This window comes from Mesorhizobium sp. M0317, assembly GCF_040321555.1.
GTDB lineage: Bacteria > Pseudomonadota > Alphaproteobacteria > Rhizobiales > Rhizobiaceae > Mesorhizobium.
Window position 1 is genome coordinate 25,015 of sequence record NZ_JAMYRV010000023.1, and the last position, 26,461, is coordinate 51,475.

The 26,461-nt window shown below is 59.7% G+C and carries 25 protein-coding genes and 2 pseudogenes; 15 read left to right on the forward strand and 12 right to left on the reverse strand.

What is annotated here, in order from left to right; genetic code table 11:
* Positions 1 to 165: 165 nt before the first annotated feature.
* The 4 genes and pseudogenes from NKI88_RS17225 to NKI88_RS17240 form a co-directional block, all read right to left on the reverse strand.
* Positions 166 to 414, reverse strand: a complete 249-nt coding sequence (locus NKI88_RS17225) for a hypothetical protein (protein ID WP_023681163.1) — start codon at positions 412 to 414, stop codon at positions 166 to 168.
* Between the two features lie 90 nt (positions 415 to 504).
* Positions 505 to 907, reverse strand: a pseudogene (locus NKI88_RS17230) (SDR family NAD(P)-dependent oxidoreductase); the annotation flags it as partial.
* Between the two features lie 255 nt (positions 908 to 1,162).
* Positions 1,163 to 1,473: pseudogene (locus NKI88_RS17235) on the reverse strand (glutathione-dependent formaldehyde dehydrogenase); the annotation flags it as partial.
* A 37-nt stretch (positions 1,474 to 1,510) separates the two neighbouring features.
* On the reverse strand, positions 1,511 to 2,296 hold the full coding sequence (locus tag NKI88_RS17240; protein ID WP_352656285.1) for an SDR family NAD(P)-dependent oxidoreductase: 786 nt from the start codon (positions 2,294 to 2,296) through the stop codon (positions 1,511 to 1,513).
* 529 nt (positions 2,297 to 2,825) lie between these two features.
* On the opposite strand from NKI88_RS17240, the gene NKI88_RS17245 reads away from it, so the two are divergent.
* From NKI88_RS17245 to NKI88_RS17260, 4 genes are read left to right on the forward strand one after another with little or no spacing between them, the layout of a single operon-like run.
* A complete protein-coding gene (locus NKI88_RS17245) occupies positions 2,826 to 3,287 on the forward strand; it encodes a hypothetical protein (protein WP_352656287.1) in 462 nt (153 codons plus the stop codon).
* Positions 3,284 to 4,504, forward strand: a complete 1,221-nt coding sequence (locus tag NKI88_RS17250; protein ID WP_352656289.1) for an NRAMP family divalent metal transporter — start codon at positions 3,284 to 3,286, stop codon at positions 4,502 to 4,504. The genes NKI88_RS17245 and NKI88_RS17250 overlap by 4 nt, the downstream gene beginning before the upstream one ends.
* Entirely contained in the window at positions 4,504 to 4,863 is a 360-nt protein-coding gene (locus NKI88_RS17255) for a hypothetical protein (protein WP_023668067.1), read from the forward strand. The genes NKI88_RS17250 and NKI88_RS17255 overlap by 1 nt, the downstream gene beginning before the upstream one ends.
* Positions 4,864 to 4,865: 2 nt before the next feature.
* Entirely contained in the window at positions 4,866 to 5,198 is a 333-nt protein-coding gene (locus NKI88_RS17260; protein ID WP_023681169.1) for a hypothetical protein, read from the forward strand.
* A gap of 79 nt (positions 5,199 to 5,277) precedes the next feature.
* Here NKI88_RS17260 and NKI88_RS17265 read toward each other — a convergent pair whose 3' ends face one another.
* Positions 5,278 to 5,853, reverse strand: coding sequence for a GNAT family N-acetyltransferase (locus tag NKI88_RS17265; RefSeq protein WP_023681170.1), 576 nt, complete (start codon positions 5,851 to 5,853; stop codon positions 5,278 to 5,280).
* Between the two features lie 201 nt (positions 5,854 to 6,054).
* Here NKI88_RS17265 and NKI88_RS17270 point away from each other — a divergent pair, with 201 nt between their 5' ends.
* From NKI88_RS17270 to NKI88_RS17290, 5 genes are all read left to right on the forward strand, one after another.
* The gene (locus NKI88_RS17270; RefSeq protein ID WP_031195797.1) at positions 6,055 to 6,375 is read left to right on the forward strand and encodes a hypothetical protein; all 321 of its coding nucleotides are present in this window, start codon (positions 6,055 to 6,057) and stop codon (positions 6,373 to 6,375) included.
* 632 nt (positions 6,376 to 7,007) lie between these two features.
* Positions 7,008 to 7,418: a DUF427 domain-containing protein gene (locus tag NKI88_RS17275; protein ID WP_023704637.1), complete on the forward strand. Its 411-nt coding sequence runs from the start codon at positions 7,008 to 7,010 to the stop codon at positions 7,416 to 7,418.
* A 40-nt stretch (positions 7,419 to 7,458) separates the two neighbouring features.
* Positions 7,459 to 7,878, forward strand: coding sequence for an HD domain-containing protein (locus NKI88_RS17280; protein ID WP_023714626.1), 420 nt, complete (start codon positions 7,459 to 7,461; stop codon positions 7,876 to 7,878).
* 330 nt (positions 7,879 to 8,208) lie between these two features.
* On the forward strand, positions 8,209 to 8,715 hold the full coding sequence (locus NKI88_RS17285) for a YciE/YciF ferroxidase family protein (protein ID WP_023668075.1): 507 nt from the start codon (positions 8,209 to 8,211) through the stop codon (positions 8,713 to 8,715).
* 128 nt (positions 8,716 to 8,843) lie between these two features.
* On the forward strand, positions 8,844 to 9,890 hold the full coding sequence (locus tag NKI88_RS17290; RefSeq protein ID WP_023815880.1) for an ATP-dependent DNA ligase: 1,047 nt from the start codon (positions 8,844 to 8,846) through the stop codon (positions 9,888 to 9,890).
* Positions 9,891 to 10,544: 654 nt separating this feature from the next.
* Here NKI88_RS17290 and ku read toward each other — a convergent pair.
* Positions 10,545 to 11,372 carry a non-homologous end joining protein Ku gene (ku, locus tag NKI88_RS17295; RefSeq protein WP_023681176.1) on the reverse strand — a complete coding sequence of 276 codons (828 nt, stop codon included), beginning with the start codon at positions 11,370 to 11,372 and terminating at the stop codon, positions 10,545 to 10,547.
* Positions 11,373 to 11,584: 212 nt separating this feature from the next.
* Here ku and NKI88_RS17300 point away from each other — a divergent pair, with 212 nt between their 5' ends.
* From NKI88_RS17300 to NKI88_RS17325, 6 genes are all read left to right on the forward strand, one after another.
* Positions 11,585 to 12,070: a DUF6894 family protein gene (locus NKI88_RS17300; protein ID WP_156933725.1), complete on the forward strand. Its 486-nt coding sequence runs from the start codon at positions 11,585 to 11,587 to the stop codon at positions 12,068 to 12,070.
* Between the two features lie 23 nt (positions 12,071 to 12,093).
* On the forward strand, positions 12,094 to 12,714 hold the full coding sequence (locus NKI88_RS17305) for a cysteine hydrolase family protein (protein WP_352656293.1): 621 nt from the start codon (positions 12,094 to 12,096) through the stop codon (positions 12,712 to 12,714).
* A gap of 314 nt (positions 12,715 to 13,028) precedes the next feature.
* Entirely contained in the window at positions 13,029 to 13,286 is a 258-nt protein-coding gene (locus NKI88_RS17310; RefSeq protein ID WP_352656295.1) for a hypothetical protein, read from the forward strand.
* On the forward strand, positions 13,287 to 13,688 hold the full coding sequence (locus NKI88_RS17315) for a response regulator (protein ID WP_352656297.1): 402 nt from the start codon (positions 13,287 to 13,289) through the stop codon (positions 13,686 to 13,688).
* A gap of 181 nt (positions 13,689 to 13,869) precedes the next feature.
* Positions 13,870 to 19,581, forward strand: a complete 5,712-nt coding sequence (locus NKI88_RS17320; RefSeq protein WP_031198412.1) for a HAMP domain-containing protein — start codon at positions 13,870 to 13,872, stop codon at positions 19,579 to 19,581.
* A 10-nt stretch (positions 19,582 to 19,591) separates the two neighbouring features.
* Complete coding sequence (locus NKI88_RS17325; protein WP_352656299.1) at positions 19,592 to 21,667, forward strand: PAS domain-containing hybrid sensor histidine kinase/response regulator; 2,076 nt, start codon at positions 19,592 to 19,594, stop codon at positions 21,665 to 21,667.
* Positions 21,668 to 21,751: 84 nt separating this feature from the next.
* Here the strand turns inward: NKI88_RS17325 and NKI88_RS17330 are convergent, their stop codons facing one another.
* The 6 genes from NKI88_RS17330 to ftsZ form a co-directional block, all read right to left on the reverse strand.
* Complete coding sequence (locus NKI88_RS17330) at positions 21,752 to 22,180, reverse strand: GFA family protein (protein WP_081726065.1); 429 nt, start codon at positions 22,178 to 22,180, stop codon at positions 21,752 to 21,754.
* Positions 22,173 to 22,364, reverse strand: a complete 192-nt coding sequence (locus NKI88_RS17335; protein ID WP_023815879.1) for a PPC domain-containing DNA-binding protein — start codon at positions 22,362 to 22,364, stop codon at positions 22,173 to 22,175. The genes NKI88_RS17330 and NKI88_RS17335 overlap by 8 nt, the downstream gene beginning before the upstream one ends.
* A 27-nt stretch (positions 22,365 to 22,391) precedes the next feature.
* The gene (locus tag NKI88_RS17340) at positions 22,392 to 22,709 is read right to left on the reverse strand and encodes a plasmid stabilization protein (protein ID WP_352656302.1); all 318 of its coding nucleotides are present in this window, start codon (positions 22,707 to 22,709) and stop codon (positions 22,392 to 22,394) included.
* Between the two features lie 269 nt (positions 22,710 to 22,978).
* Entirely contained in the window at positions 22,979 to 23,950 is a 972-nt protein-coding gene (locus NKI88_RS17345) for an SDR family oxidoreductase (protein WP_023687856.1), read from the reverse strand.
* 183 nt (positions 23,951 to 24,133) lie between these two features.
* A complete protein-coding gene (locus NKI88_RS17350) occupies positions 24,134 to 24,775 on the reverse strand; it encodes a hypothetical protein (RefSeq protein WP_352512503.1) in 642 nt (213 codons plus the stop codon).
* Between the two features lie 450 nt (positions 24,776 to 25,225).
* The gene (gene ftsZ, locus NKI88_RS17355) at positions 25,226 to 26,206 is read right to left on the reverse strand and encodes a cell division protein FtsZ (RefSeq protein ID WP_023702103.1); all 981 of its coding nucleotides are present in this window, start codon (positions 26,204 to 26,206) and stop codon (positions 25,226 to 25,228) included.
* Positions 26,207 to 26,461 lie beyond the last annotated feature (255 nt).

A 26,461-nucleotide genomic window follows, 5' to 3' on the forward strand; every position in this document is an offset into this window, starting at 1 on the left:
ACTGGTTTTTCATCAGATATGCGACGACATTCGGGTCCAGGCCCGAGACGACGTCGCCGGCAAGTGCCTGCGATCCGGCCGGCACGATTGGCATGCTCCCGGTCTGGCGTATTCCAGAGCTGGGCGAAACTTCGCGACCGCGCGACGATTGGTCAGGCGATGAGCCTAGCAAACAACGGGCAGTTCGCCCTCGGTTTGCTTCGCGTCGAATAGGACGCCAAGGCCGTAAGTGACGGCGCCAGCGGCAATCATCTCTGCCAACGCTGCGTTTGACACCGGGCAATGCGGCATGACCGCCTTGATCGCGAGTTCGGCATTCGCGATCGACACGAAATCGTGCCGTCGCTTACGGGTCTCCAGATATTGTTCGATCAACATCTGCAGTCGCCTTCTTTCTATTTCATCGCCAGCCATTGGTTCCTCCTGTAGACAGTCTGAAAGCCCACCACGCCTAAGGAGCGGTGGCCTTGGCGGCCCTTTTTGAGGACCGTGGACTCGAGTGAGGCGGGCAGCGTTGCTGACCAGGATGTCGAGACCGCCGAGGGGCGTTGCTGCTTCATCGACCAGCTTTCTGCAAAAGGCCTCATTGCGGATATCGCCGGCAAGCCTTTTGACCTGCCGCTTTTATTAGGTCCACCAGTTCGTCGGCGTCTTCCTGTTCTTCGGGGAGGTAGCCGAAAGCAACGTCCGCACGCTCGCGCGCGAATGCAATCGCCGCCGCACGACCAATACCGGAATCGCCGCCGGTTATCAGCGCTTTGCGGCCGGCAAGCCTGCCTGATCCTTTGTAGGTTGTTTCGCCGTGATCCGGGCGCGGCACCATCTTGCTGGCCAAACCCGGCCACTTCTGTTCCTGTGGCTTGAAAGGCGGCTGGTGATATTGCGTCACCGGATTCTGTTTTAGCATCGGGCTCGCAGGGCCTGCTTTAGCAGGCACTGTTCCCGTATCGGCTGACGCCGTGGAAGCATAAGCCGCGAGAATTCCTCCCGCCATGCTTCCGACGACAAGTCTACGCGCTGCGTCTGGTACATTGTCATGCTGGTCATGGTTCATCATGGGCTCGCTTTGACGGCAGGTGACCATTACGGAAGTGGTACCTAACCGGCCGTCGACGCGAATGTTCCCTTGTGATTGCAGTGAGTGTCGGTCGCCTTGCCCGTCTTAGCTGTGAGGCCGCGTCACGACTTTGATACAGCCATCCTGCTTGTCGCGGAACGTCTTGTAGAGATCCGGCCCTGCTTTCAGATCGGCCCGGGGGTAATCACAAGGAGGGATCGATTGCGCCGTTCTGGACCATGGCCAATAAAGGTTCCAGGTAGCGTTGCGTATGCGTCTGGCCCATCGGGAAAGCCGGTCCCTTATTAATCGCCGCCAAACGGGATGTGATCGACCAGACCAACATAGACGCCGGGAACCGAGATGGTGCCGCCCCTGCGGCAGCGATAGATTGCCTCGCGCAGCACATGCGGCCTTGGGAATGCCAGCCCTTTTGATGACGCGAATATTGGCTCAGTCGCTGGACGCCGACCCCGGCTCGGCCATCCTACGGTGCTGTTCGGCCAAGGTGCCTGCCGGCGTGACATGCGCGGCGGCGACCTGCAGCTTGTTTTTCCAACCGCTGACGACCTGTTCATCACCGGCCATCATCGCCTCGTAACCCGTTTTGGCGACATCGGCCGGATTGTCCTTTTCATCGGTGCCGATCTTGGTATCCATCATTTCAGCGCGCTCGAAGAATCGCGTCTGCGTAGGGCCAGGTATCAGCACGGTGACCGTCACCCCGCTATCTTTCAGCTCATGGCGGAGCGCGATCGAGAAGGAATCGATGAACGCCTTCGTGCCGTTGTAGACGGCCTGGAATGTGCCGGGCATGAAGCCGGCGATCGACCCGGTGAACAGGATGCGTCCGCGACCTCGCCGGGCCATCTTGGCGCCGAGTTCATGCGCCAGATAGACCGTTCCGGTGACATTGGTGTCGATGATCCGGCGGACTTTTCGCCAGTCCTGGTCGACGAAGCCGTTGCCGAGCCCGCGTCCCGCATTGAGAAACAACAGGTCGATATCGCGATCGCCGATCTGGGAGATCAACCGATCGGCGCCCTCGACGGTCGCCAGATCGGCCTCAATGGCTTCGACCGTTACATTGTGGGTCTCAAGTGCCTCTGCCGCCTGCCGGATAGCCGGCTCGTCGGCGGCGATGATCAGGTCGTAACCGTCTTTAGCGCACAGCTTTGCGAGTTCCCTTCCGATGCCACTCGAGGCGCCGGTCACCACAGCGAGTTTGGCGTCCGTCATCATATCCTCCATCTTCGTGCCATCGGAACCACGAGCGGGCACAATTGTTCCGTGGCGTTTGCGCTGGATTGATCGTGCGCTGTCATGACGGTCAGGCGACGGTCGTCGTCGCGGTCGTCGCGCGCATTCATAGAGAGCCGTTGCGACAAAAACCGTTCTACGCCATGAGAACTCGCGATGGCCTACCTTCAAAAAAAGGCCCCCCGAACGCATGGATTGAGTACTCAGAACGGATCAGTTGAAGTTGGAACAAGTGGCCCAGTTGGAAGTTCGAACCGTGCAGCGTTGTTGCCCTCCCATGTTGATGCTGCGCGATCGGGTCATCCCCTCAGCCCGATCTGCCCGCGCTTCTCCGCGCCAAAGAGAAGCGCGGGCCCCCGCACTTTCACGGCTGTCCGGGATGGAGCGTTTTGTTACGTGGGACTAGCCGACCTCACAGGCTCGTCGTCGGTTTCGTTTGACGAGCTCTCCGAGCGCTCTAGATCATTGATGCCGGACGCAGTTGGTTCGGGCCGGGGAGGAAATCCGCGTGGCGCATCCAACGCGCGCTGTACCCCATAACGACCGTCATTTTCCGGTTGGCTGCCTGTGCTTGCTTCTGATTCTAGCCGGGTTGGCCGGATGCTCGTCTTCCAATCAGGTGGCGCAGCAATCACGAACAGCGGCCTCCGCGGCACAGACCGTATCGATGGTGCTGGATGCCTGGGTGGAGGGAGCGGCACCGTCCGCCTATGCCACGGCCGCACTGCACTCGGTCGGAAAAACGCTGGCCGATGTCGAGGCGCAAACTCGATCGGCCGAGACCGCTGAACCAGCCGGGCGAGCAGGACTGACGGCAGCAGTCAACAGTTTGTCGGTGGCGGTGGCGCATGCCGAGGCGGGATTGCGGGTGAACAATCGCACCGAGGTGAAAAGCGCACAACAGGATCTTCGGGCGGCCATGCGCTCGCTCGCCGCCGCTTACACCAGCGCTTTCGGACCAAAGCCGTGAAGAAGCTTCTGGAAATATCGCTTGGCGTCGTCACCAGTGTCGGAGGTTTCCTCGAAGTCGGGTCGATGGCTACGGCGACGCAGGCCGGTGCCGCCTTCGGATTCCAGCTAATCTGGGCCATAGTTCTCGGCACCATATGCATCATCTTTTTGGTTGAAATGGCCGGTCGGTTCGCCGCGATGAGCCATCACACGATCTCAGAGGGCATTCGTGAAAGATTTGGGTTCAACGTCTTCCTATGGCCGTTGCTCGTCGTCTTTCTCGTCAATTTCATGGTGCTGTCCGCTGAGATCGGCGGTGTGGCCATCGCACTCGAACTTGCCACCGGCATAGGCTTCCAGTGGTGGGCACTGCCGGTGGCGTTGCTGGCATGGTTGCTGCTGTGGAAAGGCACGTTTGGCTTTATCGAGAAAGGCGTTTCGGTCCTCGGCCTCGTGACGCTGTGCTTCGTGGTTGGTGCGGTGATGTTAAAGCCCGACTGGACAGCGGTCGCTGGCAGCGCCGTGCCTTCGCTGCCGGCTCACGATGCCATCAATTACTGGTTCATGGCGGCCAGCATTCTCGGCGCGTCAATATCGCCTTATCTTTTCATGTTCTATTCCTCGGGAGCTATCGAGGACAAATGGGATGAAAGCCACCTTGGGGCCAATCGTGCCATCGCCGGGCTGGGCATGACCTTCGGTGGGACCATTTCGATCGGCGTGTTGATCGTCGCTGCTCTCGTTCTCGCGACGCGCGGCATCGACCAGGTGGACGACTATCACCAACTGCCGTTGATGCTGATCCCTATATTCGGCTTCTGGGGGTTCGTTCTATTCGTTGCCTCGCTCGCCATTGCCTGTTTCGGCGCCGCACTCGAAGTCGGGTTGCAACAGGCATATCTGGTGGCGCAGGGCTTTGGCTGGACCTGGGGCGAGGATCGCAAGCCGCGCGATGATCCGGGCTTCAGTGCCGTCTATACGGCATCATTGTTTTTGGCCGCCATTCCGATCATGCTTGGCCTCGACCCACTGAGGCTGACCATCTTTTCCATGGCGGTAACGGCGGCGAGCCTTCCGCTGACGGTAGTTCCATTTCTCTTCCTGCTGAATGACGAACGCTATGTCGGCGAACATCGCAACGGCATCATTTCGAATGCCGCCGTTGTCTTCATTATCGCGCTTGCCTTCGTGCTCGCCGTGGTGACGATTCCGCTGCAGATATTCGGAGGCACATGATGGAATTGATGCGTGATCTCCTGGACAAGCAGGTGTTCGACCGCCGGCGGGTCAAGATCGGCAAGGTCGACGGAGTGGTGGCCGAGTTGCGGCGGGGCAAACCACCAAGGATTGTCGCGATAGAACTCGGCTCCATCACTTTGGCGCGCCGCCTTGGCGCGCGGCCCGGGGAATGGATGGCGCAACTGGCGACGAGGGTGGGTGGCAAACGCCACGCCGAGCCACACAGGATTGCGTGGAAAAAGGTGCAGGACAACGGGCTCGACATCGAATGTGACATCGAGGTGGGCGAGACGTCGATTTTCGCCTGGCAGGACTGGTTGCGCGATCATGTCATCGGGCGCATCCCAGGAGCGTGATGATGAGGACAGTCAACCTCGAACATCTTGCCGGGCGACGCGTGCTCTCGCAGCGTGGAAAGAGCATCGGTCACATCGAAGAGATTCTCGCCGAACAGCGTGGCGACGAGCTCGTCGTTACTGAATTCCACGTTGGCATCTACGCCGCGTTCGAGCGTCTGTCGGCCTCGACCATCGGCATCGCGATGCTCGACCTGTTTCGGCTGCGCCGCCGCGACGGCCTGTACCGCATTCCCTGGGATAAACTCGATATCTCCGATCCGGCGCGACCGCGGCTACTATGCCCGATGACCGAGCTTCCTGGATGGAAAGGGCAAAAGGACCTTCGGGAGTAGATGGCTACGGCTGGGAGGGCTAAGGCGCCGGCGTTTTGCCGGCGAACAGCCGTTCGTGCAGATGGCGCCTCCGCAAAGATTACTGCAGGTTCTTGCGAAGGAAGATGCGGGCGTGTCCTGGAATAACGAATTCGACCTTGCCGAATTCCTCAAACCCATGATGCCGGTAAAATTGAGGCGCCTGGAAACTGCTCGTCTCGACGACGGCTCTCTTGCATCCACGCCTAACGGCTTCCTCCTCGATCGCCATAAGAAGCTGTGATCCATAGGATCGGCCACGCAATTTTTCAGGCAAGAAGAACATGTCGAGAAACAGGAGCCCCAGTTCCGTTCTGCCCCAAATTCCACCCCAGATCTTTCCGGAGGGGTCGGTAAGCTCCGCGCCGATCACTGCCCGGTCATCGATTCCGGTTTGTTCGATGTTGTGTCGATAGAGCGCAGCGGCCGCCTGCGTTCGTGCATCCCCGTTGTGAGCCAGAGCGATTGTAAATCCTTCGGATCGAGCCGGCATGCGTTCTGCTCCTGCGTCGGAATGGTCTTGAGATTCAACCGTCAGATTAACATCAAGGCGGCCGGTTCGCTCGCAGCTCTGATCGCCGCTTCTGTTGTAACCCGTCTTGCCCACATTCCGCATCGCGATCCGCGTCGGATGCATGCAGCCGCGCCCAACATATCGCTTTGGTGTTGAACAAAGCCCATCCTGCCTTGTCAGGTCTCATCACAATTCGTGCGCCGGCAAGAGTATCCACCTCGACGAAGGCTGCTGCGGATCACAATCCATTACGCCGGGAACAATGAGAAAAACCTGTCGTTGGGAAAGCGATCGCAATTCGGCGATTCAAACACGGAGACTCCAATGTTGAAGAAAATTCTAGCCGCGTCGGTGCTAACTATTGCCTTGGCCGGTTCCGCCCTGGCGCAGACAAATGGAACGGGTGCTGGCGGCACGGCTGGCACGGGTAATGGAACTGGTACTGGAACTGTTGGCAGCGGCGGCGCCGCTGGCAATGGCACTGGAAGCGGGAATGCGGCCGTGCCAACCGATCCGAATTCCACAAACTCGACTACAAAATCGAACGGCATGACCGACCGTTGCAAGGACGCCGCAGGCAATGACATCGATAACAACACTGCAAGTGGCGCAACGACCTCGACCGTGCAAAATTGCAACAAGTAGCCGATGGACCTAGCGGCTTCGGCCGCCCGGAGGCCCGCCATCAAGACAATGGCGGGCCTCCGAGTACGTGCCTCGCATGGCTGGATACATAGGAGCACATGTGCCCAAAGAGACCCGGCGGGCCAAACTCGATCGCTTAGCAGCCTCGATTCCGAAGCACGAATTCGAATTCCTAATGAAGATTGCAAAGCTAAGCCGTCATGACCTACTTGGCCTGATCGCTAAACACGATGGCGGCAGGGACAAGGTCTATAGGGACCTTGCGGCCCACTTGGCAGCAACTGAGGCCGCCCCGGAGCCCGTACATGAGGCGGCAGCTGACGACGGCCAAACAGCTGGAGCATCTCCAGCCACGAACTCGCCCGCCGGCAAGTGGCGGCGAAGATCATTTCGGTGCCAGCCCTGACGCTCCACGGAAGCGACGACCGTGTCGTCCTTCCAAAGTCTTCGAATGGGTTGGACGTGCATTTTACCGCGCCTTACTGACGAGTACTGCTGGATACGGCAGGCGGTAGGCGCTTTAAGGCCGGCTGCCATTCAGCTTCATCGGACATGCCGGAACCTGAAGCGCCGCCGCGCATTTCGTCTCCAGGCATGACCGATCTTGCGGTAATCGCCAGGGAGAAATTCAGATGCAAACTTCAGGCGCAACTTCACAGCAAAACCTTGGCCGATTGGCCATAGAACCGTTTTCCGGCACGGTGACGGTGCGGTTTTCCGACGCCATCGTCGCAGCTACGGAGCGGGCGAAGGTCCTGCGTGAAGACGGGCACGAGCCCGTTTTCTATATCCCCTTCGAGGACATCTATTTCGATCTTTTCGAAAAGACCGACACCACCACCCGGTGCCCGCTCAAAGGCACCGCAAGCTACTGGCGTGTCCACGCCGTCGGCAGTTCTTCCGATGATTTCATGTGGGCCTACGAAACGCCCGATGCGGCTGCTCTGGCTATTGCAGGTCACGGCGCTTTCGATCCGGAAAAGGCCCGTATCGATGTCGATCCTGCCGAGGACAAGCGACACACGCCACATATCGTCGAATAGGTTTCATCAGGCAGAGACAATCACGGTAACGACAGGCGCGATGAGCATTTTCTACCAGGCGGCAAAGATTGCGGAGGAGGTTCACGCGTCGCAGCGTGATAAGACCGGGCGGCCCTACATCGAGCATTGCCGCCGTATCGTCGACGCCGTCGAGACAATCGATCAGAAGACTGTTGCCTACCTTCATGACGTTCTGGAGAAAGGCGAAGGCTGGACCCGCGCCAAGCTCGAAGAAGCAGGCTTCGGACCGACAATTGCCGCGGCGGTCGATGCCATGTCGCGCAGGCCGGATGAGGAGTATTTCGCCTTTGTCCGGCGGGCTGCGTCGAACCCAGTGGCGCTCCCCGTAAAACGCGCCGATCTGGAGGACAACATCTGGCAGTCGAGGCAGGTCGGAGCGTCGGCGGCCAAATATGAAGAGGGCCTTCGCATACTTGACCAAGAGTTCTCCCGACAATAGTGCGCGCCCGACGCTGGCATTGCATCTGCCGAGGCAGCCATCGCCTGCGAGAGCTTGCGGCGCACAGCACGTTTCGGCTCTCCTGGCCGTCAGTTTTTCCGCGCCGGCGTGCGCCTGAGGGTCCTCGCTGGACCATGGAACGTGTGATCGGGTCAAAGCTCCTCCGGAGATGGACCGCAGCGTCTCCAAAAGGAGTAACGGCCGGCTCGGAATCAGGAACTCCTCCAGCACCGGTGCGTTGACCAGCAAGCCGGGACGAGTTCCCGGCCTCCGCGGGTGGCGGGCAAGCCGCCGCCGAACCCGAACTTCTGCACAATGAAAGGTAAGGCCATGGGCTTCTTTTCGAAGGACATCAAGACACTCGACGATCTCTTCGTGCACACGCTGCGCGACATCTATTACGCCGAAAAGCAGATCGAGAAAGCGCTGCCGAAGATGATCGGCAAGGCAACCGATCCGCAATTGAAGGCCGGATTCGAAAAACACCTCGAGCAGACCAAAGGCCATATCGAGCGCGTCGAACAGGTGTTCGAATTGCATGGCGTCAAGGCCAAGGAGGTCAACTGCCCGGCGATAGACGGCATTCTGGAGGAAGCCGACGATGTGAGCGGCGACGTCGACGACAAGGAGGTTCTAGACGCGGCGCTGATAGCGTCGGCGCAGGCGGTCGAACACTATGAGATGACCAGATATGGCACGCTCATCGCCTGGGCCAAGCAGCTTGGCCGCAGTGACTGCGCCAACGTATTGGCCAAGAACCTGAAGGAAGAGCAGGCGACCGATCGCAAGCTCACCGAAATGGCGGAAAGCAAGATCAACATGCAGGCTGCCGAGTAGGCCGTCCCAGGTCATGATGAGATTGGTTGAAATCTCATCATGACCTAACCCTGTTGGAGCATGATTTTTTCCAAAGCCGGCACCAGTGCTGCGTTGAGTCGATCTCCATCGTTGTCCACGGAACTTTCATGACGGGCGAATCTGCCATCTCTCGCGATCTGCCGACGAGTGTAAAATCGTCTTTCGGCGTGGCGTTGAGCACGGCGCCGATGGAAGCAAAGGCTGCCGACACGTTGCCGGCCGATGCTGGCCGATGGCAATACGAACCCAAATGGGACGGGTTCCGCTGCCTGGCCTTTAAATCCGGCGCGGCCGTGGAGTTGCGTGCAAAATCCGGCAAGCCGTTAGGGCGGTATTTCCCGGAAGTCGTCGCGATGTTGCATGAACTGAAAACAAAAGAGTTCGTGGTCGATGGTGAGATCGTCATCGAAATTGCAGGCTCTCTTTCTTTCGACGCCTTGCAGATGCGGCTGCATCCGGCGGAAAGCAGGATCCGGAAACTGTCGGTCGCGACGCCGGCAAAGCTGATCCTCTTTGACATGTTGGCGACCTCCGAGGGCGCCTTGATGCAGCAGCCGCTCTCGGTTCGGCGCGCTGCACTCGAACTGTTCGTAAAGTCGGCCGCGCGAAAGGATCTCGAACTGTCTCGGGCGACGCGTGATTTGGCGGCGGCAGGCAGATGGCTTGGCCAATCCGGACAAGGTTCGACCGACGGGGTCGTTGCCAAGCTTCTCGATGACGAATATCGACCCGGCGAGCGCGCCATGGTCAAAGTCAAGCGCCTGCGCACGGCCGATTGTGTCGTCGGAGGGTTCCGCTACCTGGCGAATTCGCGTGAAGTCGGCTCCCTGTTGCTTGGCCTGTACAATGACCAGGGGCAACTCGACCATGTCGGGTTCACTTCGACGATCGCCCGGGAGGACAGGGCCAAGCTTACGCGACAACTTGAAGCTTTGCGATCGGCTCCTGGCTTCACGGGAAAAGCGCCGGGCGGTCCCAGTCGGTGGAGCACGGAAAGAAGTGGACAATGGGAGCCATTGCGGCCCGAACTGGTGGCGGAGGTGCGGTTCGATCATGTCACCGGCGATCGTTTCCGTCATGGCACCAAATTTCTGCGATGGCGTCCTGACAAAAGCCCGAAGCAATGCACGTTCGAACAGATACTTGGAAAATGAGGCTTGGCGAGGCGTCGACAGGTCCACACCATCGAGACCAAATCCGTCAAGCATTCGGCGCAGCCAAATCCAGTCGCATTTCACTGGCGATCTTGAACCCGGCGGCGAGATAAACGCCTTTGCAGGAGGATGCCGGACCAAACTCGTTGTTCAGTCTGTCACCACGCCTCGCTTTGGCGGATCACGGTTCTCGTCCGGATTAGGAACTGGCACTTCGTCGGGAAGAAGATCCGGCTCAGGCTCGCGTATGTCCGGCGTCCACGTCGGCGCATCCACTGGCGGCTCTTCGGTTGGCTCTGGTTTGGGGGGCACATCTATTCTCCGGGTTTCGCTTGGGCGTGGGGTTCGGCCCGCCACAGGTCGCGCGTCGCCGCCTCTGGAGGCGAAAGGGTCTTTTCACACCCCATGTATTTTTACCGATGGCCAGCGGTCCTGGGGCTTGTCGGCGCCCGATCAGAGTCCTGCGTTCCGGCTCCTTTGAGCGCAATGTTGGCATCCGCTGCCTCTGGCTCTTTGAGGGCTGCCCTGTCGACGTTCTTGATCTCGGCCATAAGGCATCGTCCTTGGTGGCCAACGGGCAACCGCGAGAATTGTTCCGAGCGATTAAGGGCGGCTGGAGCTGCTGTGCGGACCTTCTGGCTGGGCAGTTATCAACTATGCTGTCTTGCGTTTCGGTGAGGCTCTCTTTGTGGATCTCGCCAGCCCTTCCTGTTTGAGGCTCTTCTTCAGCACCTCAGCGAGGTTGATGACATTCTCCTGTGGCCTTGGTGCGGGCTTCGGCAGCTTCTTGCCTTTGCGCTTTGCATCGATCATGGCGATCAGCGCGTCTTCATAGGTGTCTTCAAATTTCGAGGGATCGAAGGTCGTCACTTTTTTGTCAATAAGCATGCCGGCGATTTCGAGCAGATCGGGGTCGTATTTCTGCTTGGCCAATCCATCGAACACAGTGCTTTCCGAAACCATTTCGTTGTGGTTGCGAAGCTCGGTCATCACCATCCCCTTGCCATAGGGCTGAATCAGCACTTCGCGGCCGCGCTGGTAGAGCACCACGCAGGATCGAGCGGCCACGCCCTTGTTCTTCATGGCATCGCGGATCACTCCGTATGCTTCGATTGCGGCGCCGTCGGCCGGGATCAGATAGTAGGGCTTCTCGAGATAGCGCGTATCGATATCGTCAATCGATACGAATTCGCCGACTTCGAGCGTGTGCTTCGACGTCAGCTTCAACGCCTTTATGTCGTCAGGTTCGATCTGGAGAAATTCGTCCTTTTCGATCTCGAAACCCTTCACCTGATCCGCTGCATCCACCAGCTTTCCGGTCTCCTCGTCGGCGTAGACGCTCCTGACCGGCAGACCGTCCTTGCGGTTCAAAATCTTGAAATGGATCTTGGATGCTTCGCTGGTTGCGCCGACAATCTTCACGCCGCAAGTAACCGAACCAACCTTCAAGAAGCCCTTCCAAGCAGCACGTGGCGCGGCCATTTTGCGCTTATCCCGTTTCCAGCTAGGGCAACGCGTTTCCGTTCGAATTGTTCCTGCGGCGGGGGGCTCGGTGCACCGTGAATGTCCGGTGGGGAAGTCCTGTCGGTCTCGACAGCCGGGCCGGCGCCTGCATCCGCAGGAACCGAAAGCGCACCATGAACATTGTCAGACACAGGCAGGAGAGTGTCATGCAAGTCGTTCGGACCGAAGTGGTGAATGCCAGGGCGCCAGACGGGCAGTCGGTTCGCCGGGTGATATTTTGCGGCGAGGGCGGCGACTGCGTTACGGTGGACATGGCAAACGTCGGGATACAAGCTGAAGATGACGTGCTTGCCCGCGCAAAGGCAATCCTGGTCCAGACAGCGACCTTTGATCTCGCAGCCAATGAATATGACGCGAGCAGCAACGGCAATTTCGACCAGGTCGAGATAACCTCTGCAAGCGACGGCGCCGGCGACGTATATGTCTTTGAGTATCGCGATGGCGAAACCAGCCGACGCATACCGCCGTCGAGGATGGCGAGCCTTGAGGCGGCCCGGTCCGAAGCTATCCGCTGCGCAATCGATCTTCTCGCCGACCTGCAGCCTGGCACGGACGCTCTGTCCGGCTGGCTTGTGAGGGTATCCAACGAAAACGGTGAATTGCTTTACACTGTTGATGTGGCTGAGGCCGATGCAGCGCGGCAGGCAGGCCAGTAACCCAAACCCGACGGAATCCACCAGTGGCCGCCCAAGGATTGATTCACGGACCAATAGGCGACGATGGCCTGCATCTGTGCGTCGACATGCAGCGCCTGTTTGCGCCGGGTGGACCTTGGCCCGTGCCGTGGGCTGAAAAGGTGGTCCCGGCGATCGAAGAACTGGTCGCCAGACATGCCAGCCGTACCCTGTTCACGCGCTTCATTCCTGCCGCCCGCCCGGGCGAGGCGCCGGGAATGTGGGCAAACTACTATCGTCGGTGGGCGGACGTAACCCTTTCCAACATCGATCCGCGCCTGATCGAGCTGATGCCTCAACTTGCACGATTTGTACCGCCGGCGACGGTGGTCGACAAACATGTCTATTCGCCCTGGACCGAGGGGCGGCTCGACGCGCTGCTGAGTGGCTCCGGCGTGCGTGCGCTCGTGATCACCGGTGGCGAAACCGACGTTTGCGTTCTCGCGACCGTGCTTGGCGCCATCGATCGTGGCTTTCGCGTCATTCTCGTCACAGATGCCATCTGCAGCTCTGCCGACCAGACCCATGACGCACTGATGGAAGTCTACCATTCCCGCTTCAGTGAGCAGATTGAGGCGGCCAGCATGGCGGAGGTGTTGGAGTGTTGGCCACAACTCACTCGCTGACCTGGGGGGCTTCAAGTGAATGGGCCGACAATCGTCATTCTGGTCGGGTGGACTGTTTCAGTTGGCGGACGGCACTACAGTGAACCGGAAAACGTAATGAACGGCACGATTGCCTGATCTGGTCGCTCGCGTGAATCAGTGTCTGGAAGCGTACAAAGCCTTGCAGAGCTATCGACAGCGCGGCCAACCGTCATAGAATGAACAGGATACAGCGCCGAAGACTCGATGCCGGCATCTAGCAATCTTTGCGAGACATCCGGCGCCTCTGCCGTCGGCCTTCCGCAGGGAGGATGATGTGCTGAAAACCGAAGTCATTGAACCTTGAAACCTATAGCGCAGTCTACGCGGTGATCTCTGGCTATCGCGCTGAGGACATTATCTCGACGGCGTTTGCGGTCGATGAAATCCGCGCAAGGTTTCCTGAGTGTCGCTGCGACGACGAGGAATTGGTCGGGCTTATGGTCCATGCCATGTCCGGCAAGAAAATTGCCGTGAGCTTCGACCACCGGGTGGAACCGGTCAGGCGGCGTGCTGCGCTGCCGATCGCTTCGGAGAGCAAAGGACTGCGATAATTGGACCACCATAGGTCCGTTGCGATTTTGGAAGACGAGGCGTTTATCGCGCTCGAACTTGAAGACATGTTGCGCGACGCGGGGTTCGACATCGCTGGGGTCTTTTCGTCCTGCGCCGACGCGCTGGAATGGTTCAGGGGCAGTTCTCCCGACATTGTTGTCATGGATATCGGCCTGGCGGACGGGGATTGCGTACGAATAGCTACATTGCTTGACGCCCGAAAGAACCCCTTTGTCGTCCATTCGGCAAGCTACGCCAATTCGGGTTTTCACGATCCGATTTTCCTTCAAGGGACATGGGTCGCAAAGCCTGCCTCGCCTTCCGAGTTGCGCAACGCAATTGATGCCTCTCTGGCAATGGCAAACGGCGATGACGTGTCGTGGTCGGCTGAAGCCCGATAAATCGCAACCGCATCATGAAATCCGGCGTTCAAACCAAGGCGCAATCGTCGGCCTGGAATTCACGGCACGATGGAACAAAATTGAAAATGCCGCGTTTGGGGCCTTGCGGCGCGATCCACCATTGGCCGCGGGGGCAACTTTATCCGTATAAATCCATAGGGCTGGGAGTGGCGCTGTGACCGTGCAGGCATCCAAGAAGCAATTGGACCGTCGAAGCATCCTGAATTCTCTGAAAGCCTTCCGGCGCGGCGATTTCTCCGTCCGCATCGACAATGTTTATGAAGGCCTCGATTCCGAGATAGCTGAGACTTTCAATGAGATCGCTGACCTCAACGACCAAGTGACGCGCGAGTTCGAGCGCTTGAGCCGGGTCGTCGGCAAGGAAGGGCGGATAGGCGAGCGCGGCCGGGTTCGCAATGCCACCGGCAGTTGGGAATCCAGTGTCCGTTCAGTCAATGATCTCATAGAAGACATGGTTCAGCCAACGGCTGAGGTTGCGCGCGTTATCGGCGCCGTCGCCAAGGGCGACCTGTCGCAGACCATGATGGTCGAAATTGATGGCCGACCGCTGCGTGGCGAATTCCTGCGCATCGGCAAGATCGTCAACACCATGGTCGGCCAGTTGGCCTCCTTCGCCTCCGAGGTGACGCGCGTGGCGCGCGAGGTCGGTACGGAAGGCAAGCTCGGCGGCCAAGCCCGGGTCAAGGGCGTCGCCGGCACGTGGAAAGATCTGACCGACAACGTCAACGCGATGGCCACGAACCTGACCGGGCAAGTGCGCAACATCGCGGAGGTTACGACCGCGGTCGCGTCGGGCGACCTGTCGAAGAAGATCACAGTCGATGTCAAGGGCGAAATCCTAGAACTGAAGAACACCATCAACACGATGGTGGACCAGCTTAATTCCTTCGCTTCGGAAGTGACGCGCGTGGCGCGCGAGGTTGGCACCGAAGGCAAGCTTGGCGGCCAGGCGCGCGTTGAGGGTGTTGGTGGCACGTGGAAGGATCTGACCGACAATGTGAATTCCATGGCCGAGAACCTGACTGGCCAGGTGCGCAACATCGCCGAAGTGACGACCGCGGTGGCTTTGGGCGACCTGTCGAAGAAGATTACGGTCGACGTGAAGGGCGAGATTCTCGAGCTGAAATCCACGATAAACACGATGGTGGACCAGCTGAATTCATTCGCGGGCGAGGTCACGCGCGTGGCACGCGAGGTTGGCACCGAAGGCAAGCTTGGCGGCCAGGCGCAGGTGCGCGGCGTCGCCGGCACCTGGAAGGACCTCACCGACAACGTCAACTCGATGGCCGAGAACCTGACCGGTCAGGTGCGCAATATCGCCGAGGTGACCACGGCGGTCGCGTCGGGCGATCTGTCGAAGAAGATCACGGTCGCCGTGCAAGGCGAAATCCTGGAACTCAAGGACACCATCAACACGATGGTCGACCAACTGAACTCCTTTGCCTCGGAAGTGACGCGCGTGGCACGCGAGGTCGGCACCGAAGGCAAGCTGGGCGGCCAGGCAGAGGTGAGGGGCGTCGGCGGCACATGGAAGGATTTGACCGACAACGTCAATCTCATGGCCGCCAACCTGACTGGCCAGGTTCGAAACATCGCAGAAGTCACCACCGCCGTGGCGCGCGGCGACCTGTCGAAGAAGATCACCGTCGACGTCAAAGGCGAGATCCTGGAGCTCAAGGACACCGTCAACACGATGGTCGACCAACTGAACTCCTTCGCCTCTGAGGTCACGCGTGTGGCCCGCGAAGTGGGATCGGAAGGCAAGCTTGGTGGCCAGGCGCATGTCGAAGGCGTCGGTGGCACCTGGAAGGATCTGACCGACAACGTCAACGCCATGGCCGGCAATTTGACGGTGCAGTTGCGTGACGTGTCGAAGGTGGCAACGGCCATTGCGACCGGCGACTTGACCCAGAAGATCACCGTCGACGCGCTGGGCGAGATCTTGCAGATCAAGGACGTCATCAACACGATGGTCGACCAGCTCAATTCCTTCGCTTCGGAAGTGACACGTGTGGCGCGCGAGGTCGGCTCCGATGGCAAGCTCGGCGGCCAGGCCCAGGTGCGCGGCATCGGCGGCACGTGGAAGGATCTGACCGAAAACGTCAACGCCATGGCGGCCAACCTGACCGGCCAGGTGCGCAACATCGCCGAGGTAACCACCGCCGTGGCGCTCGGGGACCTTTCGAAGAAGATCACCGTCGATGTCCGCGGCGAGATCCTGGAGCTGAAGGACACCATCAACACAATGGTGGACCAGCTTAATTCCTTCGCTTCGGAAGTCACGCGCGTGGCACGCGAGGTCGGCACGGAAGGCAAGTTGGGAGGCCAGGCGCAGGTGCGCGGCGTTGCCGGCACGTGGAAGGATCTCACAGACAATGTGAACTCGATGGCCGAGAATCTGACCGGCCAGGTGCGCAACATCGCCGAAGTCACGACCGCCGTGGCGCGCGGCGACCTGTCGAAGAAGATCACCGTCGATGTGAAGGGCGAAATCCTGGAGCTCAAGTCGACCATCAACACCATGGTGGACCAGTTGAACTCCTTCGCCGGCGAGGTCACCCGAGTCGCGCGTGAGGTTGGCACCGAGGGCAAGCTTGGTGGCCAGGCGCGCGTCGAAGGTGTTGCCGGTACCTGGAAGGACCTGACCGACAACGTCAACCTGATGGCGACGAACTTGACCAATCAGGTGCGCGGCATCGCCGATGTCGTGACGGCGGTCGCGCAAGGCAATCTCAGGCGCAAACTGACGGTCGACGCGAAGGGAGAGATCGCCCTGCTGGCCGACACCATCAACGGCATGATCGAGACGCTTGCCACCTTTGCCGACCAGGTGACCAACGTCGCCCGTGAGGTGGGCATCGAGGGTAAGCTCGGTGGTCAGGCGCGTGTGCCAGGTGCCGCCGGCCTCTGGCGCGACCTCACCGACAATGTCAATCAACTCGCTGCCAATCTGACCACCCAGGTGCGTGCCATCGCCGAGGTTTCGACGGCGGTGACCAAGGGCGATCTTACCCGTTCGATCAGCGTGGAAGCCTCCGGCGAGGTCGCCGCGCTAAAAGACAACATCAACGAAATGATCCGCAATCTGAAGGATCAGACGCTGAAGAATGCCGAGCAGGACTGGTTGAAGACCAATCTCGCCCGGTTTTCGCGCATGCTGCAAGGCGAGCGCGACCTTGCCACCGTCTCGCGGCTCATCATGTCCGAACTCGCTCCTCTGGTGAACGCCCAGTATGGGGTGTTCTACGTCACCAATCGCGACGAGGAGGAATCCTATCTTGAGCTGGCGGCTTCCTATGGCGCCGAGAGCAAGGCTGCCATCAAGCAGCGGCTTGATCTGCGAGAGGGCCTGGTTGGGCAAAGTGCCGCCGACAAGCGCGCCATCATGCTGGACAATGTGCCGCCAGAATTCCTTCGGGTCACATCTGGTCTTGGCAGCGCCTCGCCAGCCAATGTCATCATCCTGCCTGCCCTGTTCGAGGATGAAGTCAAAGCCGTCATCGAGCTCGCCTCGTTCGGCGAGTTTCGTGACACACACCAGTCGTTCCTCAACCAGCTCATGGAATCCGTCGGCATCGTTCTCAACACCATCGCTGCGACGATGCGCACGGAGGGCCTGCTCAAGCAGTCGCAACTGCTGACGTCGGAATTGCAAGCGCGTCAAACCGAGCTGACAAAAAAGCAGGAAGAGCTGCATGCGACGAACGAGGAGCTGCAGGAAAAGGCGCAGCTGCTCGAGAACGAAAAGAAGCAGGTCGAAAACAAGAATCTCGAAATCGAGATGGCGCGACGCGCGCTGGAGGAGAAAGCCGAGCAACTGGCGCTCACGTCGAAATACAAGTCCGAATTCCTGGCCAATATGAGCCACGAACTGCGCACGCCGCTGAATTCGCTGCTCATTTTGTCAAACCTGCTGGCGACCAACCAGCACGGCAACCTCAACGAAAAACAGGTAGAGTTCGCCCGGACCATCAATTCGGCAGGAACCGATCTTCTCAGCCTCATCAACGATATCCTCGATCTGTCGAAGATCGAGTCCGGCACTGTTTCCATCGACATCAACGATATGCCGGTGACGCATCTTCGCCAGCACATGGAACGAACCTTTCGTCAGCTGGCGGCCGACAAGGGACTTGGCTTCACCATCAAGGTCGATCCGGCGCTTCCCGACACGGTCCGCACAGATGAGAAACGCTTGCAGCAGATTGTCCTCAACCTGCTTTCCAACGCATTCAAATTCACCTCGGAAGGCGAGGTCAGCCTGAACTTCCGGGTTGAAAAGGCCGGCCGCCGCAATGGCGCGACGCAGCCGGTGAAGGCTCTCGCGATCGCCGTCACCGACACCGGCATTGGCATTCCAGAAGACAAACAGAAGCTGATTTTCGAGGCCTTCCAGCAGGCCGATGGCACCACCAGCCGCAAGTATGGCGGCACCGGCCTTGGGCTCTCGATCAGCCGCGAGATCGCTCGCTTGCTTGGCGGCGAATTGCGGGTCGAAAGCACGCCGGGCAAGGGGTCGACATTTACCCTCATCATCCCGTTCGACGGCCCCCGCGTGACGACAGTACAGTCGACCTTGGCTCCGGCGGCGGAGGCGGTTGCTGCGACAGCTCTGCTCAGCAGTCCGCCCTCGGCAGAGCTGATCGACGACCGCGATTCAATCCTACCCACCGATCGGATCGTGTTGATCGTCGAAGACGATCCGACCTTTGGCGGGTTGCTGCTTGGCCTCGCCCGGTCGGCCGGGCTGAAAGGCGTTCTGTCGACTGCAGGTTCCGGCACGCTGGCATTGGCCCGCAAGCTCGTTCCCGACGCAATCACACTTGATCTCGGACTTTCGGATATCGATGGCTGGGTGCTTTTCGATCTGCTGCGGCATGACCAGAAGACGAGGGGAATTCCCATCCATGTCATCTCGGGTGCCGAAGACATCGACAGTCTCGCACGCAAGGGGGCGTCCAGCATTTCCACCAAGCCCGTTTCCTCGGACGAGCTGATGAAGGTGTTTCAGGATATCCACTCGAAGAAGCTCCGCGTTCAGCGCCGCGTTCTGGTCGTGGACCCTGACCCGGAGCGGCGTCTGGCGCTGGTCGAGGCAATCCGCGACGGCGTAACGTCGGTCACCGCGATCGGTCGTGTTGCGGCCAATGCAGAAGACGTTGGCCTCGCCTCCTATGATGCCGTCGTGCTCGGCTTCGGACGCTCCGCCAAGGACAACGCAAAGGCGCTGGACGAGATCACCGGCCAATTCGGCGAAGCCTTGCCGCAGCTGCTGTTCTTTACGCCTCACCCGGACGCGCTTGAACAGGTGCTGGCATTGAACCCGGCCTTGGCGGAAGCACCGCGGGCGGAGAACTTCGCTCAATTGGCGCTGCACATTTCGGCAACGCTGCCGGGAGAAGGTCGCCAAGAGGCCTGGGCAGGAACTGAACACAACGGCAAGTCCGATCTCGCCGGGGCGAAAGTTCTCATCGTCGACGACGACATTCGCAACATCTATTCGCTCACCAGTGTTCTGGAGACCTATGACATACAGGTTCTGCATGCCGAGCGGGGCCGTGATGGCATCGCGCTGCTTGAACAGGCGCCCGATGTCGACGTGGCATTGATCGATATCATGATGCCGGAGATGGACGGCTACGAGACGATGCGGCGGATTCGCGGCACACCGGCGATTGCTCATATCCCGCTGATTTCCGTCACCGCAAAGGCGATGAAGGGGGATCGGCAAAAATGTCTGGATGCCGGGGCTTCCGACTACATCGCCAAACCCGTCGACCTGGATCTCCTGCTGGCGCTGCTTCGTGTCTGGATCGGGCGTGCCCGATCCCGTGTCGAGAGCCCGGAAAAAATTCTCCTGGCAGCGAACTGACGGCCCTTCGATGCAAAAGCTGGCAAGAAACAGGGTAAGGAAACTTGAGGTGGCAGCTCTTGCCGAAGGGCCGGCAAGAGCCCGCATCCTGGCGGTGGACGACGATGAGCGCAATCTGCTGGCGATCAGCGAAGTGCTCGCGACTATCGGAGAGGTCATCTGCGCCCAATCGGGCGAAGAGGCTCTGCGTTTTCTGCTGAAAGAGGAGTTCGCCGTCATTCTCCTGGATGTCCTCATGCCAGGGTTGGACGGGTATGAAACGGCCGCACTTATCCGCCAGCGCGAGCAATCCAAGCGCACCCCAATCATCTTCTTGACCGCCATCAACAAGGAGGATGCGCATATGCTGCGCGGCTACGACGCCGGCGCAGTCGACTATGTGTTCAAGCCATTCGATCCGATCATGCTGCGTTCGAAAGTCGCGGTTTTCGTCGAACTCCACGAGAAGACGCTCGAGATCCAGCGCAAGGCGGAGGTCGAGCAGGGACTATTGGCGCAGGCGTTGCAGGCGCACAAGGACAAGCTTCAGGCCGAACGCGCGCTGCGCAGCGCCGAGCAACGGCAGGACGCCATCCTGAATTCGTTGCCGGTCTGCTTTCATGCTCGGGCAGCCGAGCCGCCCTTTGCGGCGCGCTTTGTTACGGAGGGCGTCGAGCGCTTGACCGGCTTTGCGCCTGAATACCTGACATCGGATCCGGAGTTCGGTCTCAGCCGCGTTCATCCCGACGACCTGCCGCGATTGAAGCAAGCGCTGCTGGCGGCAAAAACCACCGGCTCCTATACGTGCGAGTTCCGCTGGCAATGCGCCAATGGCGAGTATCGCATCTTTCTCGACCAGGGCGTGATGTCGGACGGCTCAGATGGGCGTGAACCGGAAATCATCGGCACATTGCTTGACATCACCGAGCGGCGCGGTCTTGAGGATCAGCTGCTTCAATCCCAGCGCATCGACGCTATCGGCAAGCTAACCGGCGGCCTGGCGCATGATTTCAACAACCTGCTCGCCGCAATTCTCAGTGGGTTAGGGCTGCTTGAACGCCGAGCTGCGTTGGATGATCAGGCGCAACAGGTACTCGACCTGACGCGGCGTTCTGCAAAACAAGGCGCTGACCTTGTCGCGCGAATGCTGGCATTCTCTCGGCGCCAGACCCTGAAGCCGGAAGCGGTGCGCCTTGCTGCGCTGGGCGACACGATGAATGGATTGGTGGCGCCTGTGCTGGGGGGGTTGATCCGTTTCGACTGGCAGATCGATGACACGATCTGGCCGGTGCATGTCGATGCAGGCCAACTTGAATTGGCCTTGATGAATCTGGTTTTCAACGCGCGTGACGCCATGCCCTCTGGCGGGACAATAACCGTGCATGCGCAGAATCGATCGATCGGGACGCCAACAGAGGATATTCCGCCGGGCGACTATGTCCTGATCGCCGTCAAGGACACCGGATCCGGCATACCCCCCGATCTTGTCGCCAAGGTCGTCGAACCGTTCTTCACCACCAAGCCGGTGGGTAAGGGAACGGGCCTCGGCCTCAGCACGGTCTACGGCTTCATGAAGCAGTCAGGTGGGACACTTCGCATAGAAAGCGTCGTCAACCGCGGAACTACCATGCAACTCTGGCTGCCACGTTCGACCGAACAGCCGGTCGATCCTGTGGTGGAACCCGGCATTGAACGAGCGTTCGCCGATGCCGGAATGGAGCACCCATCAATCCTCCTGATCGACGACAGCCATGTTTTGCGGCAATTGACCGCCGAGTCCCTTCGCCAGCGTGGTTTCGAGGTGACCTGCGCGGGAGGAGGGGCGGAGGCGCTGGCCATGATGGAGCGCACTCCCGACGAGTTCGACGTCATTATCACCGATTTCGCCATGCCACTCGTATCCGGCGTCGACGTGATCCGCTTCGCGCGCAATTTGCGCTCGGACTGGCCAGCGGTCATGATCACGGGCTATGCCGATGCCCGGGAGATTGCCGATCGGCCAGCCGACGTGCCCTTGCTCGGCAAGCCCTTCCGGGACGAGGATCTGTTCGAAGCGATTTTCCTCGCGATAGAGAATGCGGCCCCCCAAAGGATCAAAACCGGCTAGCGCTTAGGGGTTGTCAACGGTCTGGCCACGGCGACAAGGGCCGCATTCCTGATCGGCAATCTAGGTCATTCGCAACAGGCGGCGCTACCAGCGCTCCTCGGTGTCGCGGTCCGGTAGGTCTATTCCGCAGCACACCCAACCAAGGCGCTGCGCTGAACCGTAGTTGTACCGAGGCATCAGGTGAGCCGGATCATCGAAGGTACCGACGTGCAGCGCGATCTCGGTTGGCGACGCGTCGTAGCAAAGGCTGAGCGGCGACCCGCATTCTGGGCAGAAGCCTCTTTGCGCGATCGGCGAAGACCTTCGATATGTTGGCGTTCCGGAATTCCAGGTCAGGCTTTGGCAGGGCATCCAGGCAAGAACTGCAAACGCGCTGCCGGTCGCTCGTCTGCACATATCGCAGTGGCAGTAGTGAACCCTCGGTTCGATCCCGGCGCTGAATCGGATCCTGCCACAGAGACATCCGCCCTTGATGGCCAAGGAGCCGGGTAGGCGCTTGCCAACCTCACGCATTAAGATCGATCAAGGCGGCGCCGAACGCTCCGATCGCAGTCAAAGAGGCACTGCCGATGTTCTTGTCGGCGATGTTCTTGTCGGTTGCGAAGGCGGTCAGCGCGGCGAAGCCTTCGTCGCCGAGGTCGAGCACCACGACGAAAATTCTTTGCCCGCTGACCTGATTGACGAGCTTGGGTTTCATGGCGTTCCGAACCCTGTTGCGGGGCAGTTAATGGGCATGGTGCTCGGCATTCCGCTTGCGTGTTGCCGCTGCCTTCTTTGCCAATTCCGATCGGCTTGCGGCTGACCGTGAAGCCGATGCCTTGCCGCCGCTTTTCCCACCCTTGTGGGCCGCGGGGTGTCCGGTGTGTTTACCACGACCCGAGCCGCCTTCTTTCTTGCCGCCGCCATCGTCCTTGTTGACGGTCGCCCATGCCCGGCGCTCGGATTCCTTCTCGGAAACACCGCGCTTCTCATAGCCTGCGGCAATGTGGTCGGCTTTGCGTTCCTGTTTGTCGCTGTATTTCGATTTGTCGCCTCGTGGCATGGTCGTTCTCCTGGCTCAATGATGTTTGAACGGGATGCCGGCGGGAGAGTTCCAAGCGGAAATTCAGAAAACTGAAAACGCGGGCGAGGATTTCGACCAACGCGGAGCGCTATTGCTCCGGAGCCGTGGCGGGTGCCGTGTAGCGGCGGCGCACGGCACCGATCACGCGTTTCTTGAAGCGACCGAGCACGGCAAGCGTCTCCCTGGAGACGACGTCGTCGCGTGCCGTCTACTCGGTAGCCCAATGCAATGAAATACGTTCCGCGACCTCAGTAGCCACCGACCACCGGCAGGATCTCTCCCGTGATGTAACTCGAGCAATGCGACGAGGCGAGGAACACGTAAGCCGGGGCAAGTTCTTCCGGTTGCGCTGGCCGTTTCATCGGCGTATCCGCGCCGAATTTCGAGACGTCGTCGGCTTCCTTGTCCGAAGGGTTGAGCGGCGTCCACACCGGACCTGGCGCGACCGCGTTTACCCGGATGCCCTTGCCGATCAGATTGCCCGAAAGCGCTCGCGTGAAGGCATGAATGCCGCCCTTGGTCATCGAATAGTCAACCAGTTGCTTGGAACCGTCGATGCCGGTCACCGAACCGGTATTGATGATCGCGGAGCCCGGCTCCATGTGCGGCACGCTCTCCTGCGCCATATGAAAATAGCCGTAAAGATTGGTCTTCAGCGTCGTGTCGAAATGTTCCTCGGTCAGGTCGTTGAAGTCACTGGAATGGATTTGGAAAGCGGCGTTGTTGACCAGCACGTCGATCCTGCCGAATTTTTCGACCGTCAGCGCCACGGCGTTGCGGCAATGCTCGCGTTCACTGACATCGGCTTTTATCAGTATGCAACGCCGGCCTTCCTTTTCGACGGCGTTTTTGGTCGCTTCGGCGTCCCTGTCTTCACTCAAGTATACGATCGCAATGTCGGCGCCCTCGCGGGCGAACAAGACTGCCACCGAACGGCCGATGCCGGAATCACCACCCGTGATAAGCGCTACCTTGTCGTCGAGTTTTTTCGATCCGAGGTAGTAAGGCGCATCGTAGAGCGGAGCGGGCTCGATCGCCCATTCATGCCCCGGTTTGGGTTGATGCTGCTCGGGAAAAGGTGGCTCGGGATATTTGCGGGCGCCGGCTTGCATCGCTTGTTGCATTTTGCCATTGCTCTTCGTCTCGTCTTTGGCATCGATACCACGCTGGATATGGCGTTGCTTGGCGGCTTCGGCTGAAGTCTGCGACTTAGTCTGCATGGCTTTCTCCTGTGCTCGGAGAACGAACAACGCATGCCGGGCAAAAAAGTTTGCGCAAATATCTCGATCCCGAAAGGGCTCGCCATTGCGAACAGCCTGCGAGGGGCGTGGAGCATTGGTCGTCAATAAGATCGGAATTGCCATGCCGGTGGCGTTCAGACAAACACCACATTCATTACCCGCTCAAAGCACGCTCTTTTCAGAACCATAGGGTTTGGCAATGCGGACCATGCCTTTCGTCCGGAGGCGCTGGTATAAATAGAAAATCGTCATCAAGCCGATTGCTGTTCCAGCGCCAAGACACAGCGCGAGCAATAGGTCTGCACCGACACGAAACGCAAGCAGAGTAACGCCCGCCGCCGCGACGATGGCATTTATGAATGCGATCATAGTCGCTGCAGTGGTCAGGTACGCCAGGAGAGGCCCAGTACGAAGAGAAGGTTCGGCGTCATTTTCGGGCCAGCGACCGAATTCCTTGGAAAACTGGAAGGCAGCCTCGTCGCCCAAAGTTCGATAGTAGGCTCTGATCCGGGCAATGCCGATATGGGCCTGCATGTTCTCAGCGGCGATGTCGACCAACCTCAAGACGGTAAAGGCACCCAGTAAAAAGACCGATGGCAGCACAACCGCGACAAACGGCAGGAAGAACTCGGAGGACTGCGTAACAAAGCCCGTTGCCACCAGAGCGCTCGACAGAGCCATAATGTAGATGGTCGTCCGCGACGCCATTTCACTTATGGACGTGCTGATCGCTGTCTGCTGCACGAAATGCTCTGTCGTCAGGGCCGCGAGAAACGAAGCATCGGGTGTCGGCGTGTCAGCCATGGAGTATGCTCCTGTCGGGTCGACCTGAGTTTTTCTTCGATATAGCGCTTGCGAGGCTGGCCGCCACTGGATGCTCCCGACGTCTGACCCATGCCGGTTTTATTGTGCCATATCCAGCGAGCCCGCATCACCGATCAGAAAGGGCCGATCATGTGGTCAGCAGACGCTGGCCATATCGCAGGCGAAATGTCTGCCGCGGTCAATCTGTATGGCCTCCTGTTGGGGATCCGGGTCGAAGCGCATTCGCGGCGCGGTTGCAGTTGGGAGCGGTTCCGCGGCGGCGCTGATGCGAGTTCGCGCATTCGTGGCAGCGGCCTCGAAACGAATTCGGTCCCTAGGCCGGCAACTTCACCGGCAAGTTCAATGGTGCGGGCTTGCGGGCCGACTTTTCGGTGGCGAAGCCCATGACCACGGTCCACCAGACTCATAAATCAGCAGCCCGGATCCTGCCTACTGCGGTATCTCCAGGCCCTGCCGCAATCCTGTCGCGACGACTGAGACCCTGAATTTTCCGGCGAGTGCCCGGTCGAATATGGCGCCGACGATGATGTCGGCGTCGGCGTCGACCTCCTCGCGGATGCGGGTGGCGGCCTCATCGACTTCGAACAGCGTCATGTCCATGCCGCCCGAGATCGAGACCAGGACGCCCTTGGCGCCGATCATCGAGGCTTCGTCGAGAAGCGGGTTTGCTATCGCCGCTTCGGCGGCCTTCCTGGCGCGGTCCTCGCCCGTGGCTTCCCCGGTACCCATCATTGCGCGGCCCATGTCGCGCATCACCGACTTCACGTCGGCGAAGTCGAGATTGATCAGCCCCTCCTTGACGATGAGATCGGTTATGCAGCCGACGCCGGAATAAAGGACGCGATCAGCCATGGCGAAGGCGTCCGCGAAAGTCGTCTTTGCGTCGGCGATCCTGAAGAGGTTCTGGTTCGGAATAACGATCACGGTATCGGCGCATTCGCGAAGCTGCTCGATGCCCTCTTCGGCGGCTTGCATGCGGCGCTTCCCTTCGAAGGTGAACGGCTTGGTGACGACCGCCACAGTCAGGATGCCGGCTGCCCGTGCAGCGTTCGCTATGACGGGCGCGGCACCGGTTCCAGTTCCGCCTCCCATGCCGGCGGTCACGAAGCACATATGGGTTCCCGCAAGGTGGTCCCTGATCTCGTCGATCGATTCCTCGGCTGCCGCGCGGCCGACCGCCGGCAGGGACCCGGCGCCCAAGCCTTCCGTGACATGGGCGCCCAGCTGGATCAGCCGCGATGCTTTCGACATGGTCAGTGCCTGGGCATCGGTATTGGCGACGATGAACTCCGCACCCTGCAGATTTTCGGCAATCATGTTGTTGACCGCGTTGCCGCCGCCACCGCCGACACCGATAACGGTTATCTTCGGCCGCATTTCCGAGATGACGGGCCTTGCCGCGGTGCTCATCGTCTTGTCTCCTTGGAATTGATCGATAAAAAAGTTCCCGGAACGCGCCGCTTGAACACGCCAGGTGCAAGAATCAGGTTCTATCGCCTTGGCACAGGGAATCAGAGGGTGATCTTTGCGGCAAGACAAGATGTGGGACTTGTACCATATACGCCTGAATGAGCCGACCTTTTGAACGAGTCTCCAGTTCAATCTTCCGGAACCGGCTCGGATTCTGGCCAGCGAAAATCCACATCCGGGATCCAACCCCTTCAA

Excerpts from the sequence above, each read along its gene's own strand:
- ku (WP_023681176.1), bottom strand. The coding sequence starts at position 11,372 with ATGGCCGCGCCACGTGCTGCTTGGAAGGGCTTCTTGAAGGTTGGTTCG.
- NKI88_RS17240 (WP_352656285.1), bottom strand. The coding sequence starts at position 2,296 with ATGACGGACGCCAAACTCGCTGTGGTGACCGGCGCCTCGAGTGGCATC.
- NKI88_RS17340 (WP_352656302.1), bottom strand. The coding sequence starts at position 22,709 with ATGCCACGAGGCGACAAATCGAAATACAGCGACAAACAGGAACGCAAA.
- NKI88_RS17270 (WP_031195797.1), top strand. The coding sequence starts at position 6,055 with ATGTTGAAGAAAATTCTAGCCGCGTCGGTGCTAACTATTGCCTTGGCC.
- NKI88_RS17260 (WP_023681169.1), top strand. The coding sequence starts at position 4,866 with ATGAGGACAGTCAACCTCGAACATCTTGCCGGGCGACGCGTGCTCTCG.
- NKI88_RS17325 (WP_352656299.1), top strand. The coding sequence starts at position 19,592 with ATGCAAAAGCTGGCAAGAAACAGGGTAAGGAAACTTGAGGTGGCAGCT.
- NKI88_RS17255 (WP_023668067.1), top strand. The coding sequence starts at position 4,504 with ATGGAATTGATGCGTGATCTCCTGGACAAGCAGGTGTTCGACCGCCGG.
- NKI88_RS17335 (WP_023815879.1), bottom strand. The coding sequence starts at position 22,364 with ATGAAACCCAAGCTCGTCAATCAGGTCAGCGGGCAAAGAATTTTCGTC.
- NKI88_RS17345 (WP_023687856.1), bottom strand. The coding sequence starts at position 23,950 with ATGCAGACTAAGTCGCAGACTTCAGCCGAAGCCGCCAAGCAACGCCAT.
- NKI88_RS17265 (WP_023681170.1), bottom strand. The coding sequence starts at position 5,853 with ATGCATCCGACGCGGATCGCGATGCGGAATGTGGGCAAGACGGGTTAC.
- NKI88_RS17350 (WP_352512503.1), bottom strand. The coding sequence starts at position 24,775 with ATGGCTGACACGCCGACACCCGATGCTTCGTTTCTCGCGGCCCTGACG.
- NKI88_RS17285 (WP_023668075.1), top strand. The coding sequence starts at position 8,209 with ATGGGCTTCTTTTCGAAGGACATCAAGACACTCGACGATCTCTTCGTG.
- NKI88_RS17280 (WP_023714626.1), top strand. The coding sequence starts at position 7,459 with ATGAGCATTTTCTACCAGGCGGCAAAGATTGCGGAGGAGGTTCACGCG.
- NKI88_RS17290 (WP_023815880.1), top strand. The coding sequence starts at position 8,844 with ATGACGGGCGAATCTGCCATCTCTCGCGATCTGCCGACGAGTGTAAAA.
- NKI88_RS17225 (WP_023681163.1), bottom strand. The coding sequence starts at position 414 with ATGGCTGGCGATGAAATAGAAAGAAGGCGACTGCAGATGTTGATCGAA.
- ftsZ (WP_023702103.1), bottom strand. The coding sequence starts at position 26,206 with ATGAGCACCGCGGCAAGGCCCGTCATCTCGGAAATGCGGCCGAAGATA.
- NKI88_RS17330 (WP_081726065.1), bottom strand. The coding sequence starts at position 22,180 with ATGCGTGAGGTTGGCAAGCGCCTACCCGGCTCCTTGGCCATCAAGGGC.
- NKI88_RS17275 (WP_023704637.1), top strand. The coding sequence starts at position 7,008 with ATGCAAACTTCAGGCGCAACTTCACAGCAAAACCTTGGCCGATTGGCC.